General features: G+C 65.2%; 13 protein-coding genes and 2 pseudogenes. 9 read left to right on the top strand and 6 right to left on the bottom strand.

Features of this window, described 5'->3' with window-relative positions:
- Positions 1–106: 106 nt before the first annotated feature.
- Positions 107–415, bottom strand: a complete 309-nt coding sequence (locus tag BW730_RS01775) for a TFIIB-type zinc ribbon-containing protein (protein WP_073186152.1) — start codon at positions 413–415, stop codon at positions 107–109.
- Between the two features lie 344 nt (positions 416–759).
- Between BW730_RS01775 and BW730_RS01770 the strand changes: the two genes are divergently transcribed.
- The 3 genes from BW730_RS01770 (at position 760) to BW730_RS01760 (ending at position 3,750) form a co-directional block, all read left to right on the top strand.
- Positions 760–2,013, top strand: coding sequence for a sodium:proton exchanger (locus BW730_RS01770; protein WP_073186132.1), 1,254 nt, complete (start codon positions 760–762; stop codon positions 2,011–2,013).
- A 34-nt stretch (positions 2,014–2,047) separates the two neighbouring features.
- On the top strand, positions 2,048–2,725 hold the full coding sequence (locus BW730_RS01765) for a metal-dependent transcriptional regulator (protein ID WP_237267979.1): 678 nt from the start codon (positions 2,048–2,050) through the stop codon (positions 2,723–2,725).
- Between the two features lie 74 nt (positions 2,726–2,799).
- Complete coding sequence (locus BW730_RS01760) at positions 2,800–3,750, top strand: CPBP family intramembrane glutamic endopeptidase (protein WP_073186130.1); 951 nt, start codon at positions 2,800–2,802, stop codon at positions 3,748–3,750.
- A gap of 406 nt (positions 3,751–4,156) precedes the next feature.
- Here BW730_RS01760 and BW730_RS18965 read toward each other — a convergent pair whose 3' ends face one another.
- A complete protein-coding gene (locus BW730_RS18965) occupies positions 4,157–4,657 on the bottom strand; it encodes a hypothetical protein (RefSeq protein ID WP_226997256.1) in 501 nt (166 codons plus the stop codon).
- 94 nt (positions 4,658–4,751) lie between these two features.
- Positions 4,752–5,081 (bottom strand): annotated as a pseudogene (locus tag BW730_RS18960) (DNA cytosine methyltransferase); the annotation flags it as partial.
- Between the two features lie 299 nt (positions 5,082–5,380).
- On the opposite strand from BW730_RS18960, the gene mobF reads away from it, so the two are divergent.
- The 3 genes from mobF to BW730_RS18955 all read left to right on the top strand — a co-directional run bounded on the left by mobF (position 5,381) and on the right by BW730_RS18955 (position 12,316).
- Entirely contained in the window at positions 5,381–8,941 is a 3,561-nt protein-coding gene (mobF, locus tag BW730_RS01750) for a MobF family relaxase (RefSeq protein ID WP_145952682.1), read from the top strand.
- Between the two features lie 901 nt (positions 8,942–9,842).
- Positions 9,843–11,918: a DEAD/DEAH box helicase gene (locus BW730_RS01745; protein ID WP_226996976.1), complete on the top strand. Its 2,076-nt coding sequence runs from the start codon at positions 9,843–9,845 to the stop codon at positions 11,916–11,918.
- Entirely contained in the window at positions 11,888–12,316 is a 429-nt protein-coding gene (locus BW730_RS18955; RefSeq protein WP_226996975.1) for a hypothetical protein, read from the top strand. Before BW730_RS01745 ends, BW730_RS18955 begins: the two co-directional genes overlap by 31 nt.
- A gap of 299 nt (positions 12,317–12,615) precedes the next feature.
- Here the strand turns inward: BW730_RS18955 and BW730_RS20035 are convergent, their stop codons facing one another.
- Positions 12,616–12,741 (bottom strand): hypothetical protein, encoded by a 126-nt coding sequence (locus BW730_RS20035; protein WP_257787362.1) that lies wholly within the window; start codon positions 12,739–12,741, stop codon positions 12,616–12,618.
- Positions 12,742–12,792: 51 nt separating this feature from the next.
- Between BW730_RS20035 and BW730_RS18950 the strand changes: the two are divergent.
- Positions 12,793–13,119 (top strand): annotated as a pseudogene (locus BW730_RS18950) (TIGR02391 family protein); the annotation flags it as partial.
- 306 nt (positions 13,120–13,425) lie between these two features.
- Positions 13,426–13,803 (top strand): hypothetical protein, encoded by a 378-nt coding sequence (locus tag BW730_RS01735; RefSeq protein ID WP_026927921.1) that lies wholly within the window; start codon positions 13,426–13,428, stop codon positions 13,801–13,803.
- An 80-nt stretch (positions 13,804–13,883) separates the two neighbouring features.
- Here BW730_RS01735 and BW730_RS01730 read toward each other — a convergent pair whose 3' ends face one another.
- Complete coding sequence (locus BW730_RS01730; RefSeq protein WP_077687479.1) at positions 13,884–14,888, bottom strand: DNA-processing protein DprA; 1,005 nt, start codon at positions 14,886–14,888, stop codon at positions 13,884–13,886.
- Positions 14,889–15,064: 176 nt separating this feature from the next.
- On the opposite strand from BW730_RS01730, the gene BW730_RS01725 reads away from it, so the two are divergent.
- On the top strand, positions 15,065–15,376 hold the full coding sequence (locus tag BW730_RS01725) for a hypothetical protein (protein WP_026927920.1): 312 nt from the start codon (positions 15,065–15,067) through the stop codon (positions 15,374–15,376).
- A 22-nt stretch (positions 15,377–15,398) separates the two neighbouring features.
- Here BW730_RS01725 and BW730_RS01720 read toward each other — a convergent pair whose 3' ends face one another.
- Complete coding sequence (locus BW730_RS01720; RefSeq protein ID WP_026927919.1) at positions 15,399–16,463, bottom strand: hypothetical protein; 1,065 nt, start codon at positions 16,461–16,463, stop codon at positions 15,399–15,401.
- Between the last annotated feature and the right edge of the window lie 93 nt (positions 16,464–16,556).

Here is a 16,556-nt window from a genome sequence, read left to right as displayed (position 1 = left end):
CAAGCCACAACGGCGAGCGGGCCGGACGGCCCGCGACCGAGGCTGTCCTCGTGGTTGGCGAGCACCGCCCGCGTCGCCACCAGTCGATGAACGCAGGTCCGCGAGACTAGCTGGAAAAGAACAACCCCGCCAGGCCGCCTTTGCGATACCGACGATCACCGTGCTTGCCCCAAGCGGGGCCATAGCCGGGCGGTGGCGGTGCCTGGCTGACGAACCGGCCCTCCATCTGCGTGAGGTGCTCAAGTTCACCGAAGTCGAGGAAGAGCCCTCGACAACTTCCGCACTGCTCCAGCTGGATTCCGTTGCGCTCATAAGTTCGCATCGCGCCGTGACACTTCGGGCACACAATCGCCGCCCGCGGGGGTTCCTGCCCCGGATAGGGATCGTATGGACGCGGGTGGTTCGGATAGGTCATGCCACCAATCATGACGACCCGAGCCAAATCATCGGCCAGCTCATCGAGGCCGGGACGGAATGTGGAACGCGGGGTCTGGATGAAGACGAAACCGGCGTCTGGCTTGCACAAACGCCACGGAACAAGACGGGAGAGTTGTGTGACTCCTCCAACACCAAGTTGTGCATAGACACACCAGGGAGCCGTCGGAGAGGGTGGAACTCGAAGGGGAGTAGTTCCGTCCAGGCCCTCGGTTCGGACGCGGTGCGTCGACATGCTGGCGGTCATCCTGATCCGCCCGGCGTAGCACCTCATTTTGCGAGGCGAACGAGACCTTCGGCCACGGCCTTGACCTGGAGTGCCCAATGCCTGCTGCCCTGATCCGCCGCGTCCTGCTGTGTCTACTCGTTGCAGGCCCAGCCGTCGCCATCCGTGTGTTGGGAGTTGAGTTCTCAGCAGTGGCTGAGGTAGTCGTCTTCGGCGCGGCTGTGGTGGCAGCAGCGTTCCTTCTCGCCTGGGCCGCCGAAGCCGCCCAGAAGGACATCTCGGGCGCCCTCGCCATTGCCTTGCTGGCACTGATCGCAGTTCTCCCGGAGTATGCCGTAGACCTGTACTACGCCTACCGCTCCGGTTCCGATCCGTCCTACCTCCACTTCGCGGCCGCGAACATGACCGGCTCGAACCGGCTGCTACTCGGCTTCGGCTGGCCCCTCGTCGTGGTCGTCGCACTCGTCGTCGCGCGCCGCCAGGCACGCCGGGACGATGCACCCACCCCCAATGCGCTGGAGCTGCCTGTTGCCAGCCGACGAGACGTCGGCTTCCTCGCTATCCTCGGGCTCGTCGCGTTCGTGATCCCGCTCATCGGGAGCATCCCGCTGTGGTTCGGGGTCGGTCTCATCGTCGTGTTCGGCCTCCATCTATGGCGAGCCGCGCAGACCTACGACGCTGACCAGGAGGAGTTCGTAGGCGCGGCAGCGCTGATTGCCGGGCTTGACGCCCGACCGAGGCGCATTCTCGTCGTGGCGATGTTCCTCGTCTCCGGGGCGGTGATCCTGATCTCAGCCGAACCGTTCGCCGATGCACTAGTCGCCTCAGGCTCGGCGCTCGGCATCGACAGCTACTTTCTGGTTCAGTGGCTCGCCCCGCTAGCCTCGGAGGCCCCGGAGTTCATCATCGCGGTGATGTTCGCCGCCCGCGGCAAAGGTGTGGCTGCCATCGGCACGCTGATCGCATCCAAGGTCAACCAGTGGAGCCTGCTGGTCGGCTCACTGCCCGTGGCGCACTTCCTGGGCGGTGGACCCAGTTCGCTGGCTCTAGACAGCCGCCAAGTCGAGGAGTTCACCTTGACGGCCACCCAGACGCTGCTCGGGGTGGCAATCATCCTCGCGCTGCGGTTCCACTGGTGGTCCGCGATCGGGCTCGCCGCGCTCTTCGGCGTCCAGTTCCTCATCACTGACACCACCGGACGGTACGTGCTGAGCGCCATCCACCTCGCCCTCACCATCGGCTTCCTCGTCGCTCATCGACACAGCATCCTCCCCACACTCGTCGCGCCCTTCCACGAGCAGCCCGCAGTCGATCAAGACGAGCCGAAGACCGTTATGGACACCCACGCCTAGGATGACCCCGATGAAGCGCTCTCCTGCCACCCGCATGGTCGAGGACTATGTAACGCTGATCTGGAAAGCCCACGAATGGCCTGGCGGGGAGCCCTCTACAACAGACCTAGCCGCCCAACTCGGCGTGACTCCCTCGACCGTCTCGGCCAACCTAAAACGACTCGCCCGCGACGGACTCATCTCCTACGAGCCTTACGGCCCAATCGAGTTGACCGACGACGGGCGCGCAATCGCGATAGACATCGTTCGACGACACCGAATCGTGGAGACCTATCTCGTCGAGCATCTAGAGCTGTCCTGGGACCAGGTCCACGACGAGGCGAACCACCTGGAGCACGCCGTTTCCGACCTCGTACTGGACCGCATGGACGCCGCACTCGGGCACCCCACCCACGACCCCCACGGAGCCCCGATCCCCGACCCTGACGGACGGATCCCGCCCGATCACAGCCAAGCTCTCAACGAGGCCGAACCCGGCACCTCCGTGCAAGTGCTGCGCGTCTCGGATCGCTCGCCCGACATCCTCCGCTACCTCACCGGACACGGAATCTCGGTCGGTACCAGACTTACCGTCACCGACGTCAGCCCCGCGGCTGCGGCCGTCCGGGTCACCGTCGACGACACTACGATCGACCTCGGCCTCCCGGCCGCCATTGCAGTACGCGTCAGCCCCCGAACAGACCCAGAAGCACACACCCCTGGTCCCGCCTAGGTTCCGCCAATGAAGGGCCTCGGCATGGACAGCGCTCAGCCGGGGCTCACGGGAGCACACAGAGAGCACTGCACATGGCTTATCCCAGCAATCAGCCGGACCCAGACAGCAGGACGGACAAGACCTCGCCCGCGCCGCCGGTCACCTACGCTGAGCAGCTCAGCTGCCAAGCAGGACGACCCGCAGCGCTGCTCGGCATCCTCATCGCGTTCGCGTTCTACTTCACTCTCACGCCATGGATCTCGCTGGCGATCACCGCCGTCTCCCACTACGTGACAGCACCCGACGTGCCTTTCACCGACTTTCAGAGTTATGCCGCCAGCTACCAGATACCCACCGGACTCGCGGCGAACGGCATCGCCATCGCCGGGCTGCTCCTGTGCTGCTGGCTCCTGATGACCCGACTCCACCGTGCCCCGCTTGGACAACTCTCCTCGGTGGAACAACGTCTGCGCCGCGGCTATCTCGGGATATGTCTCGGGATAGCGACCATCCTCATCCTTGGCGGGAGCTTGCTGGTCGGCTACCTCCAAAGCCAGCCCTTCCAGTTCGCGCCGCAGCCGCAGTGGTGGAGCTTCCTTGTCGTCGTGGCAATCGTCACCCCGTGGCAGGCCGCAGCCGAAGAGTACCTCTTCCGCGGCTACCTACTACAGTCGATGACCAGACTCACCGCCAACCCCTGGATCGGGGCCGCCGCATCGTCACTCGTGTTTGCCTCACTCCATGGCGTCCAGAACGCCGCACTGTTCGTAGACAGACTCGCTTTCGGGCTGCTCGCCTCGACCCTCGTGATCCTCACCGGCGGTCTCGAAGCAGGCATCGCGGCTCACATCATCAACAATGTCGGCGCCTACTCCATCGCCGCAATGACCTCCAGCATCGCGCAACTCCGGGCAACGCAGGCGATCTCATGGACCGACGCCCTCACAAACATCACCATCTTCGCCGCCTTCGCCACGGCGGCGACACTCGTCATACGACTACACCGGCTACCCACGAGGATGGATAACGCGGACGCGTCATAGGCCCAACCCCTGTCAACGACTCCCAAACAGGCAACAAAGCGCGCTACCCCACACCTCTCAATCACCACCCACACCGCGGACCCCAGCACGCCGAGCGCCAACGGGCTCCTACTGCTCGCTGCCTGGCCGACCTACGAACGCAGGATCACCGCATCGGGGACACCCCCGCCGCTCACCCAGCGGAGTGATCGCGGCCGGCGGTCGCGTAGCCTCCGCTACCCAAGCGGCGAGAACGCTGACACGGCAGTCAGTGCGATCGCCGCTTGTAGAGGCAGGACCCCATTGCCAAGCGCCATCAGTTGCTGGTTCGGCGGAAGGCCATGTCGTGGATCGGAGAGCCAGGCGGTAGGGAGTCCCATGAGCCACTCCACGAACTCCGGTGCTGGACGCGGGCCATTCTCGTTCCTCAGGAGTGCGGGCGCTGGTGCGACTCGTCCGGTGATGTGCTCCCAACGAGCCACGGCGTGGGCATAGCGTCCCCAGCGGTGAAGATGTCCTCGGTCAGCGACCACAACGTCGCCGAGTCGCTGTGCCTGCTGAGCGAGCCATCCGGTCCGTGGAGCGCGAGGTCGATGATCTGGTGCGAGAGTGCGATCGTGCCCCGTCTCGCCTTCACCTTGTCCAGGGTCTCTCCACCTCGAAGCGAGTCCGACGCGAGCGGGGTTCGGAACAGCGTCTTGACGCTGGGCCAGGAGGAAGATGCGGAACCGGGGGTGAGGAGCGCCGACAAGGGAAGCAGGTAGACCGACCCATCGTGCATCCATCCGCAGGTCGGCCAAATCGCCGAGTACGGCGCCGGCTGCTCGTAGAGGTCGAGTTGCGCTGTCTCCCAGATGCCACGGGTCGGGCTCCAGAGCGCGAAGGGCTGTATCGTCGGGGGTTGCTGCGCAGGGGTTGCGCGGGGCATTGTCGTCTCCTTCGGTGATCGGTCGGATGGCTGGGGACGAGAGCAGACCGCGGACGTTTTCGATGACGACCCATTGGGGTTGCAGCACTTCGATGGCTGTGCCCATGTGCGCCCATAGACCTGAGCGGGTTCCGGGTGCGAGACCGGCGCGCTTGCCGACGGTGGACACGTCTTGGCAGGGGAAGCCGCCGATCAGAATGTCAACGGGCTCGACCTGCGACCAGCTGATCCTTGTGATGTCGCCCAGATTCGGGGCGTCGGGCCAGTGGTGGGCGAAGACCCTGGCCACGGGCTCATTGATCTCAGAGAACCAGACGGTCTCTCCGCCGAAGACATGTTCGACAGCGAGGTCGAGGCCGCCGTATCCCGAGAAGAGCGAACCGATCCTCAGCGGACTCGCGGGATCGGTCGGTGTGTCGTGCATGAATGCTCCGGCTGACGGGATGATCCCCGGCCAGAACTCGCGTGAGTCGTGTCGCCGGGCTGGTCACCTGTCAGGTGCACCACTACGTCGTGCTGACCTGTCCTCGCGGTCGCCGGCCCAGTGCCATCCAGTCCATCGACCAGCAACGTCCATTCACGACAGCCCGCACTCAGGAAGCTCCGCCACACCCTGCCTTTTCTGAGCTGACACGCCTCTTGCAGGTCGAGGTCTAGGGCCCTGTGGCAGCAGAAGTCACAGGAGGCTGGCGCTCACCTGCCCGGCAGGACCGGGAGGTGGGCATGACGGTTTCCATGCGGGTGATGTCGGCGGGCGATGGCTACAGGTACCTGCTGCGGACGGTCGTGGCCGCTGACGGCGATCGTCCGCTTTCGACGCCATTGACGCGCTACTACATGGAGGCAGGAACACCGCCTGGCCGTTGGCTGGGTGACGGCGTGGCCTCGCTCGGCGACGGTGAACTGGCTGTCGGGGATGTGGTGTCGGAGGCGCAGCTTCAGCTGTTGATGGGCATGGGCCGTGATCCGATCAGCGGCGATCCGTTGGGCTTGGCGTTCCCGGTCTACAAGACGCCGGCGGAGCGGATCGAGGCCCGGATCGCTGATCTGGACCCGGCGTTGTCGCCGGGTCGCAAGGGTGAGGTGGTCGCGCAGATCGTTGCCGAGGAGGCCGCGCGGGGTACTCGGCGGGCGGTGGCCGGGTTCGATTTCACGTTCAGCATCCCGAAGTCCGCGAGCGTGTTGTGGGCGGTGGCGGATGCGGGGGTTCAGGCGTTGATCGGTGAGGCGCATCATCGTGCGGTTGCGGAGGTGGTTGCGTTCATGGAACGCGAGGTTGCAGCCACCCGCACCGGTGCAACCGCCGGGGACGGCGCGGTTGCACAGGTCGATGTCACCGGGCTGATCGCGACGGCGTTCGACCACTTCGACTCCCGCGCCGGCGACCCCCACCTGCACACCCATGTGGTCATATCCAACAAGGCCAAGACCGTGCTCGACGGCAAGTGGCGCTCCCTCGACGGCCGACCGATGCACGCCGCCGTGGTCGCGTTGTCGGAGTTGCATGAGGCGGTGTTCGCCGACCACATGACCCGCACCTTCGGCGTTGCCTGGGAGGCCCGCGATATGGGGCGCGACAAGAACCCGGCCTGGGCGATCACCGGCGTCCCCGAGGAACTGATCGCGGAGTTCTCGACCCGCGCCCGCCACATCGATGCCGAGACCGACCGCCTCATCGCTGATTACGTCACGGCGCATGGGCGGCGTCCGTCCCCAGCGACGATCATGAAGCTCCGAGCCCAAGCCACCCTCAGCACCCGCCCTGAGAAGGACGTCCGGTCCCTGGCGGAGTTGACCGCCGAGTGGTGGACCCGCGCGACCAAGACACTCGGCCACGATGCGACCCTGTGGGCGCGCGGGGTCACGGACAACGACACACCGTTGCTGCTGCGCGCCGACGATGTACCCCTCGACGTAGTCGACGAACTCGGCCATTCCGTGGTGGAGGCCGTGGGTGAGAAACGTTCGACCTGGCGCAGGTGGAACCTGATGGCCGAAGCCTCCCGACAGACGATGGGATGGCGATTCGCCACCATCCACGACCGCGTAGCCATCGTCGCCATGGTCGCCGACGCCGCCGAACACGCCTCCCTGCGCTTGACACCCCCCGATCTGGCCACCTCCCCTGCGGCGTTTCGCCGGTCGGATGGGTCCTCGGTGTTCCGGCCGAAGCACTCCACGGTGTTCTCCTCCGAGGTACTGCTTCAAGCTGAGGACCGGCTGCTCGACCGCTCCCGCACATTCACCGGCCCGACCGTCTCGTTGGCGAGGGTCGAGAAGATCACCCGCAAGCGTGATGCCGAGGGCCGGCTGCTCGGTGTCGATCAGGCCGACGCGCTGGTCCGGATCGCGGTGTCGGGGCGGGTGCTCGATGTGTTGGTCGGTCCCGCGGGCTCGGGCAAGACCACCGCGATGAACGCGCTCCGCCGAGCCTGGGAGACCGAACACGGTCCCGGCTCCGTCGTCGGTCTCGCACCATCCGCGGTCGCCGCCCAAGTCCTCGCCGACGACCTCGGCATCGACACGGAGAACACCGCGAAGTGGTGGCAGAACCACCTTCTGCACGGCACGACCTTCGAGGCTGGTCAGCTTGTCATCATCGATGAGGCGTCCCTGGCCGGCACCCTGTCTCTGGACCGCATCACCCACCTCGCCCAGGAGGTCGGAGCGAAGGTCCTCTTGGTGGGCGACTACGCCCAGCTGCAATCGGTCGATGCCGGCGGGGCGTTTGCGATGCTCGCCGGCGACCGTCACGATACGCCCGAGTTGGTCGATGTCCACCGCTTCAAGAACGGGTGGGAGAAGACCGCATCCCTGGAGCTCCGGCACGGACGAACCCAGGTCATCGACACCTACCTCAACCACCACCGCATCCACGACGGCGACCACGAGACCATGACCGACGCCGCCTACACCGCATGGCGGGCAGACCGGGACACCGGCCTGGTGTCGGTGCTAATCGCCGAAACCCAACAGGACGTGACCGCCCTCAACACCCGAGCCCGCGCCGACCTGATCCTCGACGGCACCCTCACCCCCAACCGCGAGATCGAACTCCACGACGGCACCACCGCCGGAGTCGGGGACACCATCATCACCCGCCGCAACGACCGACGACTCCGCACCACGAACGGACGCGACTGGGTACGCAACGGCGACATATGGACCATCACGTCCGTCCGCGGCGACGGGACCCTCACCATCCGCAAACCAGGCCGCCGGTTCGGCGGCACGGTCGTCCTGCCAGCCGGGTATGCGGCCGAGCATGTCGATCTCGGGTACGCGGTCACCGCCTACCGCGCCCAAGGAGTCACCACCGACACCGCGCACGTCCTCGTCGAGCCGACCTCCACAAGAGAGAACTTCTACGTCTCCATGACCCGCGGCCGCCACACCAACCATGCCTACGTGATCCTCGACCACGCCGACGACCATGCAGAACCGCACCCCGGCGAGAACCCCGACGCGAGTGCACGAAGCGTCCTCTACGGCGTTCTGCAGCACACCGGCGCCGAACTGTCCGCCCACGAAACCATCGTCACCGAACAGAACCAGTGGGGCTCGATCGCCCAACTCACCGCCGAGTACGAGACCCTGGCCGCCGCAGCCCAGCATGACCGCTGGGCCACCCTCATCCGCGGCTCCGGACTGACCACCGACCAAGCCGAGAACGCGATCGAGTCCGACGCCTTCGGCCCGCTCACTGCCGAACTCCGCCACGCCGAAGCCAACCATCACGATGTCGAGGCGCTCCTGCCACGTCTCGTCGGCGCGCGCGGGTTCAGCGACGCCGACGACATCGCCGCCGTCCTCCACTACCGCGTCGAACAAGCCACCCGACGACCCGCCCAGGCAGGCCGAGCCAGGAAGGCCCCTCGACTCATCGCCGGCCTGATCCCGCACGCGGACGGCCCTATGGCCACCGACATGCACGAAGCACTCGACCAACGACGCTCGCTCATCGAAACCCGCGCCGACGCCGTCCTAGACATCTCCCTGAACGAAGCTGCGCCGTGGACGAAGGCGCTCGGCACACCACCGACGGATCGACGGAGGTACGCAAGCTGGCGACGGTCAGCCCGCACCGTCGCTGCGTACCGGGACCGCTACCAGATCGCTGGCGAATCACCCCTAGGTGCGCCTCCAACTTCGACCGCGCAGAAGATCGACGCAGCCCGGGCCCGAGCCGAACTCGGCCGAACGAGGAAACTCACCGTTGCCGACTGGGGAACTGAGGACCCCGTTGACCGCACCGCGGAAGAGCGGAGCGGCCTGACAATCTAGTGGCCGCGAGACGAACACCCAGTACTGGGCAGCCACCACCTGACTCTGAGAGACTCAACGGCGTGGGCGAGGCGATTACCTGGGAAGAACCGGAGATGGTCGTCATGCATGGTAGGCGCAGGCCCGACTACGCTGATGACCGCCGATTCACCAGAACGTGGTGGGCGAACGGAGGGCTCGGGCCACCCGACCATCAGTGGCGGTCATATATCCAACGGGGCGAGGAAGTCGCCCGGCTTCTTCTTCACCTCAGGTACCCCGCCCACTCTTCCCGCACTAACAGCCCAGCAGTCATGGTCTGGAGTTTCGAGGTTCGAGAAGACCTCCGCTGCAATGGAACCCACCTAGGCACAGCGATCATCCAGCAACTCGCGTCTGAGTACCGTGACCGCGAAATCTATGTCGGCCCAACTCAGCAGTCTGCATCCTTCTGGGCTCGCTTCGGATGGCCGATGTGCAACTGCACTGAATGCGATGGCCGCGACCTCATCGTCCGTCGACCCAAACGTTAGGCCGTAGCTGGCCAGGGTCAGTGTCGCATTGGCCAGGCGTCCGTCAGAACGGGCAGCCCGTGGCGTCGGAGCATCGGCCTAGGGCCGCAGCACCCAGGCTCCATCGGGTCCTCGTAGGGTGCCCGCCCTAGGTTGTCACCACCGATCGGGTGCCACCTCCTGCGTCCATGGCTCAGTCCATGCCCTTCTGCTCACCTAGCGAGCTTCCGATGAGACACTTATGTCGGCGCGCAACCACGGAGCGCTCCATTTCCGCGTAGGGAGGGGACGACGTGGCGTTCGTTCGAACTAGGACGGGCGGGACGGACTACGCCTCCCCTGGTGAGCTGTATCGCGATCTCCCTCGACGTCCAGGCGCTGTTCCCGGGCTGTGGGCGCACCAGTCGGAGATGCTGAAGACATTCACGTCGAAAGCCAGCAGTCCCGACGTCGCGTTGGAACTCCCCACTGGCACTGGCAAGACACTCACAGGGCTGCTTGTTGCGGAGTGGACGCGACGCAAGCGACGCTCGCGAGTGATCTACGCGTGCCCAACCCAACAGCTTGCGCGCCAGGTGACGGACGCTGCTTACCGAGAAGGGATAGACACGGCGCTGCTCGTGGGTCGGCACTCTGACTGGCCCACCGGCGCACACGTAGCGTACGAAGCAGCCGAGGCGATCGCCGTCACGACGTACAGCAGCATCTTCAACAGCAACCCTCGCCTGGCCGATGCCGACCTGATCCTGTTCGATGACGCACACGCCGGTGAACAGTATGTCGGCGAGGCCTATAGCGTCGACATAAACCGATGGAAGTCTCCGGCAGAGTACACGGCCGTGCTCGACACACTCGCTCCCGCCCTTGATGGCGTGTTCCTTGAGCGCCTACGCGATTCCCAACCTGACCCTGGGATCGGTAGTGACGTGCGGATGGTAGTGCCGCTTCGACAGAGCGGCTTGATCGCCAAGCTCGACGGCGTATTGGGTTCACTCCGGGCGCCGCATACCTACCGCTACGCGATGATCCGCGCCGGCCTAGCCTCGTGCCTGGTGTATGTGGCCTACTCAGGAATCTTGGTCCGTCCATACGTGCCACCCACCCATCAGAACGGGCTGCTATCTGGTGCACGGCAGCGGGTCTACTTGTCCGCGACGCTGGGTGAAGGGGGCGAGCTTGAACGTGCGTTTGGACGCCCGGGAATCCTTCGACTCCAGCAGCCGGATGAGAGCACCGCACCACGGTACGGACGACGGTTCTTCGTGTTCCCCGAGTTCGTCGAAGGCGCCGACACGACCGACCTCAACCGGGCGATCGTCGCAGCCGCGGGCAAAGCACTGATCCTGGCACCTCGCACCGAGGCTGCCATGAGCGACGCCAGCGCGCTCGCGCAGCCAGGATGGCCTGTGTGGGGGATCGACCAGGTTGCTGAGAGCATGGCCCCGTTCGCCAAGCTGCCGCATGGCGTCTGCGGACTCGCCGCTCGCTATGACGGGCTCGATCTCCCGGGGGACGCGTGCCGCCTCGTCGCCCTCGATGGGGTCCCTGACCAAGACAATCTTCAAGAACGGTTCCTGCAGTCCCGCGCTCGGGCCGGCGCTGCCCTGGCGGCTCGGGTGCGCACGCGTGTGATCCAGGGCGCTGGTCGGTGCACAAGAGGTCCCGGAGACACGGCGGTCGTGCTCGTTCTCGGTCCTGATCTCTCGCGTTACCTTACTCGACCAGAGATCGTCGCGGCACTTGACTCTGAACTCCAGGCCGAAATCCGCTTCGGCCGCGAGAACTCTCAGGCCGGCACAGCCGGTGACATGCTCAGCAATCTCCACGCCTTCCTCAACCAGGACAGCGATGAAAGCTGGCGCGCCGAAGCCGAGCCTGCCTTGACCGACTACCGCCGCGAAATGACTCAACAGGCACCCGATGGCACCGCAGCCTTGTCAGCCTGTGTGGAGCACGAAATAAGGGCCTGGGCTGCGGCCAATATCGGCGCCTGGGACGACGCGGCCAGGCATGCCCACGAAGTTGCGCGAGTCACGGGCGCGGCGGGTTCCGCCACCAAGGGCTATCGAGCATTCTGGACCTATCTGGAAGCCGCCTGGGCCGATCAAGCCGCCGATCAGACCGGCGACGCCGCCGGCAGGACTGCGGCACAGGGGCTAGTGCGGCTCGCCGAAACGATCATGGGACTTGGGTCATGGGTCCGCCAAATGGCACCATTCCCGACTATGCAACGGTCCGCGCTCAGCGCCATCGATGCGAATGCCGTCAATGCGGTGGCCTCAGTACTGGACTCAGGCGCTAATCAGGGCAAGGTCCGCCGACGCATCGGTGAGATACGCGCTGGTCTGGCAGAACGCGCCCCAAGCAAGTACGAGCCCGCACTTACCGAGTTGGGCAAGCTCGTGGGTGCGGACGCGTCCAAGCCGCCCGGCACTGGTCGATGCGACTCCGCCTGGTGCTGGGGAACGAACTCTGGCTCGCGCTAGAGGCCAAGAGCGACCATGAGCCCACTGGCGTTGTCCCGCATAAGGACATCCGACAAGCGAACGACCAACTCAGGCTGCTTGCTGCGGATCGCGGGGTGGACGCTGTCCCGCCGGAGAGTGCAACCGTCGTCATCTCGTCGAAGCCCGCCATCCATGACGACGGAGTTGCGGGGGCGGAACCGCATGTGCATCTCGTCGCACCGACGACGATGTCCGAGCTCGCCCTTGATGTTGCATCCGTCTGGGATGAGCTTCTGACGAAGAGCACCACAGCTTGGACGCTCCCGCAGCTGCGCCAGTTGGTGGCCGAGAAGTTCAGCTCCCGCGGAGTGCTCCCGTCACAGATTCACGAGCGACTCACCCGCGATCCTGTTGCATCGAAGGGCGGACAGCCATGACCACCCCGCGGCATCCGCCATTTCCCGCCGGGACCCTTGAGCACACATGCAAGATCGTCGCTGAGTTGTATAGCGGCTCCGAACTCACACGCATCCTGGCCGAAATCCCACTCCGGACCGACCCAGGTGAGGGCCACACCAAGTGGCGACGCCTTGCGCACGCCGTCAGCACTAACCAGGCGCATACCCAGACCGGCAACGCCCTCATCGCGCTCATCACTGCATCGATGCGACCGGAGCGAACTCTTGACCGTGCGGATGCAGCGCGTCAGACCCGCGACCAGCTGAACCAAGCACTCTCACTCGTTGCGCTGCAGGTCCGCGACGATGGGCGCGTTGGTCGCACAAGTCAGGCCCGAACCACAGACGAGGCTCAAGCTCGAACCGAGCACCTTCGCGGCCTTCTCCAACACCGAGGCGCTCATCCCGAGGTCCTCGCCTACTGCCGTCCAGAACTACTAAGAAAGGACTACTACGAAGCTGTGTTCGAAGCCATCAAGGGCCTTGGCAGCAGGCTGCGGCAGTTGACTGGTGTCGATGGTGATGGCTACGGCCTGGTGGAAGCAACAATGGCCGGCAGCTCTCCTCGGCTACGCATCAACCCGCTAGGAACGCGAACACAACGTGACGAACAACTCGGCCTCGCCAACCTCGCCAAAGGACTGTTCAGCGCATTCCGCAACCCCGCAGCGCACGAGCCACGGATCGAGTGGTCTCTGTCCGAACAAGACGCCCTCGACGTCCTCGGCACTCTCTCGGTCATCCACCGGCGTCTAGACGTAGCAACGGTCACCGCGAGCTAGGAGAAGACATTCCGAGGCAACGGGCCGGTCGGATCAAACTCAACCAATCGGCAGCAACCCCCACACAGCCCGCAATCGCGCCAGGCCGCCATGCGTGGGCGTCCGTGTTGGTCGGCCGGGATAGGGCGGGACGCACCGCCGAGTGTGGTTGACAGTCCATCGTGGACCTTCCATGCGCAGCCGGCGTGGCGTAGCCTGGACCGTGAGGCGGATTTCTCCTTCCCTTTGGGCCGCTCGCGGCAGACCTTCCGGTCACTCTCCACGCACCGTCTCACGAGATGTTCATGCGCTGAGAGGAGCCCCGCCATGATCGGCCTTCTATGGACCGCAAGCGTCGAGACCCGCTACTTCCTGCGTCGGTACATGCCGAGCAACATCGTGCTCGATCTGATCCGCACCCGGCAGGGCTTGAAGTGGGGGGTGCCTGCCATGCTGCTCGCCGCGCCGTATCTGATGGTGGCCTACTGGTGCACCACCGTGATCGAAAACGGTGGCCCTGGCTGGGTCCACCTCATCGTCCTCGTCTGCATCTGGAACGCCTTCAAGATGATCTTGATCGGCCCGGTCAGCGTCGCACTACTCGTGGGAGCCCGAGTCCGAGAGCGTAGCGCACGCCGCCAGCACCAGCAGAGCAACACCGAGCTAGCCGGCAGCACGGCCCAAGTCGGCCGGACCATCCACTGAACCCCGCAGAGGCAGCACAAGCAAGCCGCTGTAATCCGAGCGGCCTGCTGGGAGAGGTCCGCCGTGCATCGGGCGGTGGACTACAGCGTCCGTGACGAATCTGTCTGCCGATCCCGGATCTGAGCTGCATCGAGCGGCTCGCGGGCGATCGACCTCGATGAGCCGGCATCCGGGTTGTGTTCGAGTAGGACAGCGAGGTCTGAGGAGTCTGCCACCAGCGATGCGGTCCCCTCGCGCAAGAGACCGTGCGTGCCGACGCTCGTGGCGCTCGTCACCGGACCGGGCACAGCACCGACGGCGCGTCCCAGCTCCTGAGCCCGATGCGCCACCGCCAGCGAACCCGAACGCCAAGCGGCCTCCACGATCACCGTTGCCGACGACAATGCGGCCATGATCCGCGCCCGGGCCATGAACCGGTGTCTCGTCGGCGTAGTACCCGGCGGCAGTTCGCTGACGAGGAGACCGACATCAGCGACTCGTTCGAGGAGGTCGCTGTGACCGGTCGGGTAGAGCCGGTCAACACCGCAGGGAAGAACAGCGATGGTGTCTCCCCCGGCTGCCAGGACGGCGCGATGAGCAGCGCCCTCGATCCCATAGGCTCCACCCGCCACGACCACGCGCTCATCGCGAGCGACAGCGCCCGCGAGTTCGCCGGCGACGTGCTCCCCATAGGATGTCGCCGCCCGCGCTCCGGTGATCGTCACTTGGTCGGGCAGTGGACGGGACAAGAACGAGGATGCACCACGCGTCCACAACACATACGGGGCAAAGTCGCCGAGATCGTTGAGGGCAGCGGGCCAGTCCCGATCTCCGGGGATGAGGACGCCGAACCCCAGCTGCTGTACCTGGTCGATACGTCCGGCTAGCTGCTGAACGTCGAGCCGAGTGAGATGGTCGCGCCACACCTGGGCATTCAGCGGACGCAGACCCACCACAGCATCGTCGCGCTCAGCAAGCCACAGCGTCTTGACGGCGCCCAGATGCGCCACCAACCGGCCGGTCACCGGATCGTTCGGCTCAACAAGCATCGACAACGCGATCCGTGCCGTCCGCTCGTCACGGGCCACGTCACTCAGACCATCCATCATCGGTTCCTCTCGGTGATCGTCACCGAGAAGGTGCGCACGGCACCATCCAGCGGCCTTCCCCAGCGGTCCGCGTCAAGCTACACTCAACGACTCGAACGTGTGTTCGATACTGAGTTGCGTAGTGAGTCCCCAGGGAGAGTCCCCAGGGAGAGTCCCCAAGGAGAGAAGTCGTCATGACATCGGATCAGAAGGTAGACACCAGCCACGTCACAGTTCACAGGCTGCCGCCGGCCACCCTCCGACGCAGCGAAGAACCTCGCTGGGAGGTTCGCGCAGAAGGGCAGGTCATTGGCTGGGTCGAAGCCCATCTCGGCAAGGGTCACACCTTGTTCTACTTCGCGACCGGCATCCACCCCCACAACGGGCGGGAGTACAGGCTTGAAGGAACCACCAGCTTCGACGAGAGAGTCAACGCCGTCGCCGACTTCTACCGCGACCCCATGACGCAACGCCAGCACCTCGGAGGCTACTCCGGCACAGCGTAGTCCTGAATCTGTTCCGTCACGCCTAGTCGCCCGTCGGAGCGGCACGTTCACGGATGCGCAGCAGATCCGCGACGACCAGGTATGTCTGAACGACGCACGTGTCGACTTCGTACGTGGTCACGTCGCCGTGCACGCCCTTGCTTGCGAGATCGTTCAGCGCGCGGAGCCGTGCGTCGACATCTTTGAGTGCAGCCTGCACTACGGCGCCGTTCTCATGCTTGCCGACCGTCTCGGCTACGTACTGCAAGAGCCGGTTCACAAACGCCGCATCGTCGAGCCGATGGGACTTCCCGTCGACGCCCGTCACTGGTTCTGACCTGGCCGGATAGAGCTGGTCCGCCAACGTTTTCAGCACTCGCCGACAGGACGTCAAGGCGTGCGCTCGGTCTTCGTCGCCGCCGTCCTTCAGCCGCCGGTAGGCGGTCTGAAATTGCTCAAGAGCCGGTGGCGATATCGTCGTGAGCTGCTTGTCGACGTACGCCCTCAGTCGGTGAAAGGTCTCCGCTGTAGCCTCGCCGAACGTGAGTTCGTACTCGGTTTCGGTCAAGAACTCCCAGAGCCGGGCCTTGATGCGGGCAAGCACATTCTCAAGCGTCATGCGCGATGCGACAAGCTGCGTACGAGCCCGTTCCTGGTCGGACACGTGCTTGCCGAGGTCGTAGCTGTGCATCCCCGGAGGCGGCGAGATGAGTGTCGCAGCCTCCTGCTCCCGCAGCGTCTGCGCCAACTCCTCGATCTGTTGAACGCTGCGAAGGTTCGCCTCCTGCGCGCCAGACTCCGTCCGCCGCCGACTGATGTAGCCGTCGTATTCCGCAGTCCACTTCGCGTTGGCCTCGTCGCCTGGGATCGTCGTGAGCAGGCGCGCCGCCAGGGACTCACGCGAGGCTCGTGAGGCTTCTGACTGGTTCGTGAACTGGTTGGCTACATCAGTCGACTCCATCGTCAACCAGGAGAGCGCCACACCATCGCCCCGCAAGGATGCGATCCGCTGACAACGCCGCGTGAGCGCAGCGACCGTCATGCCGGGCGCATCAAACTGGTCCAGCGTCTCCTGGACAAGGTTCGATGCGCGGTCAACGTCAGGCACCCGCTAAGGCTATCGACTCAGCTGTCTCCAGGCTCACACACGTTCGACTCGATCCAGTCGTCGAAGCCAGTTCAAGCGGTTGAGCCGGTGGAC

Origin of the sequence: Tessaracoccus aquimaris (assembly GCF_001997345.1) — a bacterium.
Lineage (GTDB): Bacteria > Actinomycetota > Actinomycetes > Propionibacteriales > Propionibacteriaceae > Arachnia > Arachnia aquimaris.
This window is presented reverse-complemented; position numbering and strand designations above follow the sequence as displayed.

What these genes read in the sequence shown, in the direction of transcription:
- BW730_RS01775 (WP_073186152.1), bottom strand. Translation starts at nt 415, where the DNA reads ATGACCTATCCGAACCACCCGCGTCCATACGATCCCTATCCGGGGCAG.
- BW730_RS01770 (WP_073186132.1), top strand. Translation starts at nt 760, where the DNA reads ATGCCTGCTGCCCTGATCCGCCGCGTCCTGCTGTGTCTACTCGTTGCA.
- BW730_RS01765 (WP_237267979.1), top strand. Translation starts at nt 2,048, where the DNA reads ATGGTCGAGGACTATGTAACGCTGATCTGGAAAGCCCACGAATGGCCT.
- BW730_RS01760 (WP_073186130.1), top strand. Translation starts at nt 2,800, where the DNA reads ATGGCTTATCCCAGCAATCAGCCGGACCCAGACAGCAGGACGGACAAG.
- BW730_RS18965 (WP_226997256.1), bottom strand. Translation starts at nt 4,657, where the DNA reads ATGCCCCGCGCAACCCCTGCGCAGCAACCCCCGACGATACAGCCCTTC.
- mobF (WP_145952682.1), top strand. Translation starts at nt 5,381, where the DNA reads ATGACGGTTTCCATGCGGGTGATGTCGGCGGGCGATGGCTACAGGTAC.
- BW730_RS01745 (WP_226996976.1), top strand. Translation starts at nt 9,843, where the DNA reads ATGCTGAAGACATTCACGTCGAAAGCCAGCAGTCCCGACGTCGCGTTG.
- BW730_RS20035 (WP_257787362.1), bottom strand. Translation starts at nt 12,741, where the DNA reads ATGAGCGCCTCGGTGTTGGAGAAGGCCGCGAAGGTGCTCGGTTCGAGC.
- BW730_RS01735 (WP_026927921.1), top strand. Translation starts at nt 13,426, where the DNA reads ATGATCGGCCTTCTATGGACCGCAAGCGTCGAGACCCGCTACTTCCTG.
- BW730_RS01730 (WP_077687479.1), bottom strand. Translation starts at nt 14,888, where the DNA reads ATGGATGGTCTGAGTGACGTGGCCCGTGACGAGCGGACGGCACGGATC.
- BW730_RS01725 (WP_026927920.1), top strand. Translation starts at nt 15,065, where the DNA reads ATGACATCGGATCAGAAGGTAGACACCAGCCACGTCACAGTTCACAGG.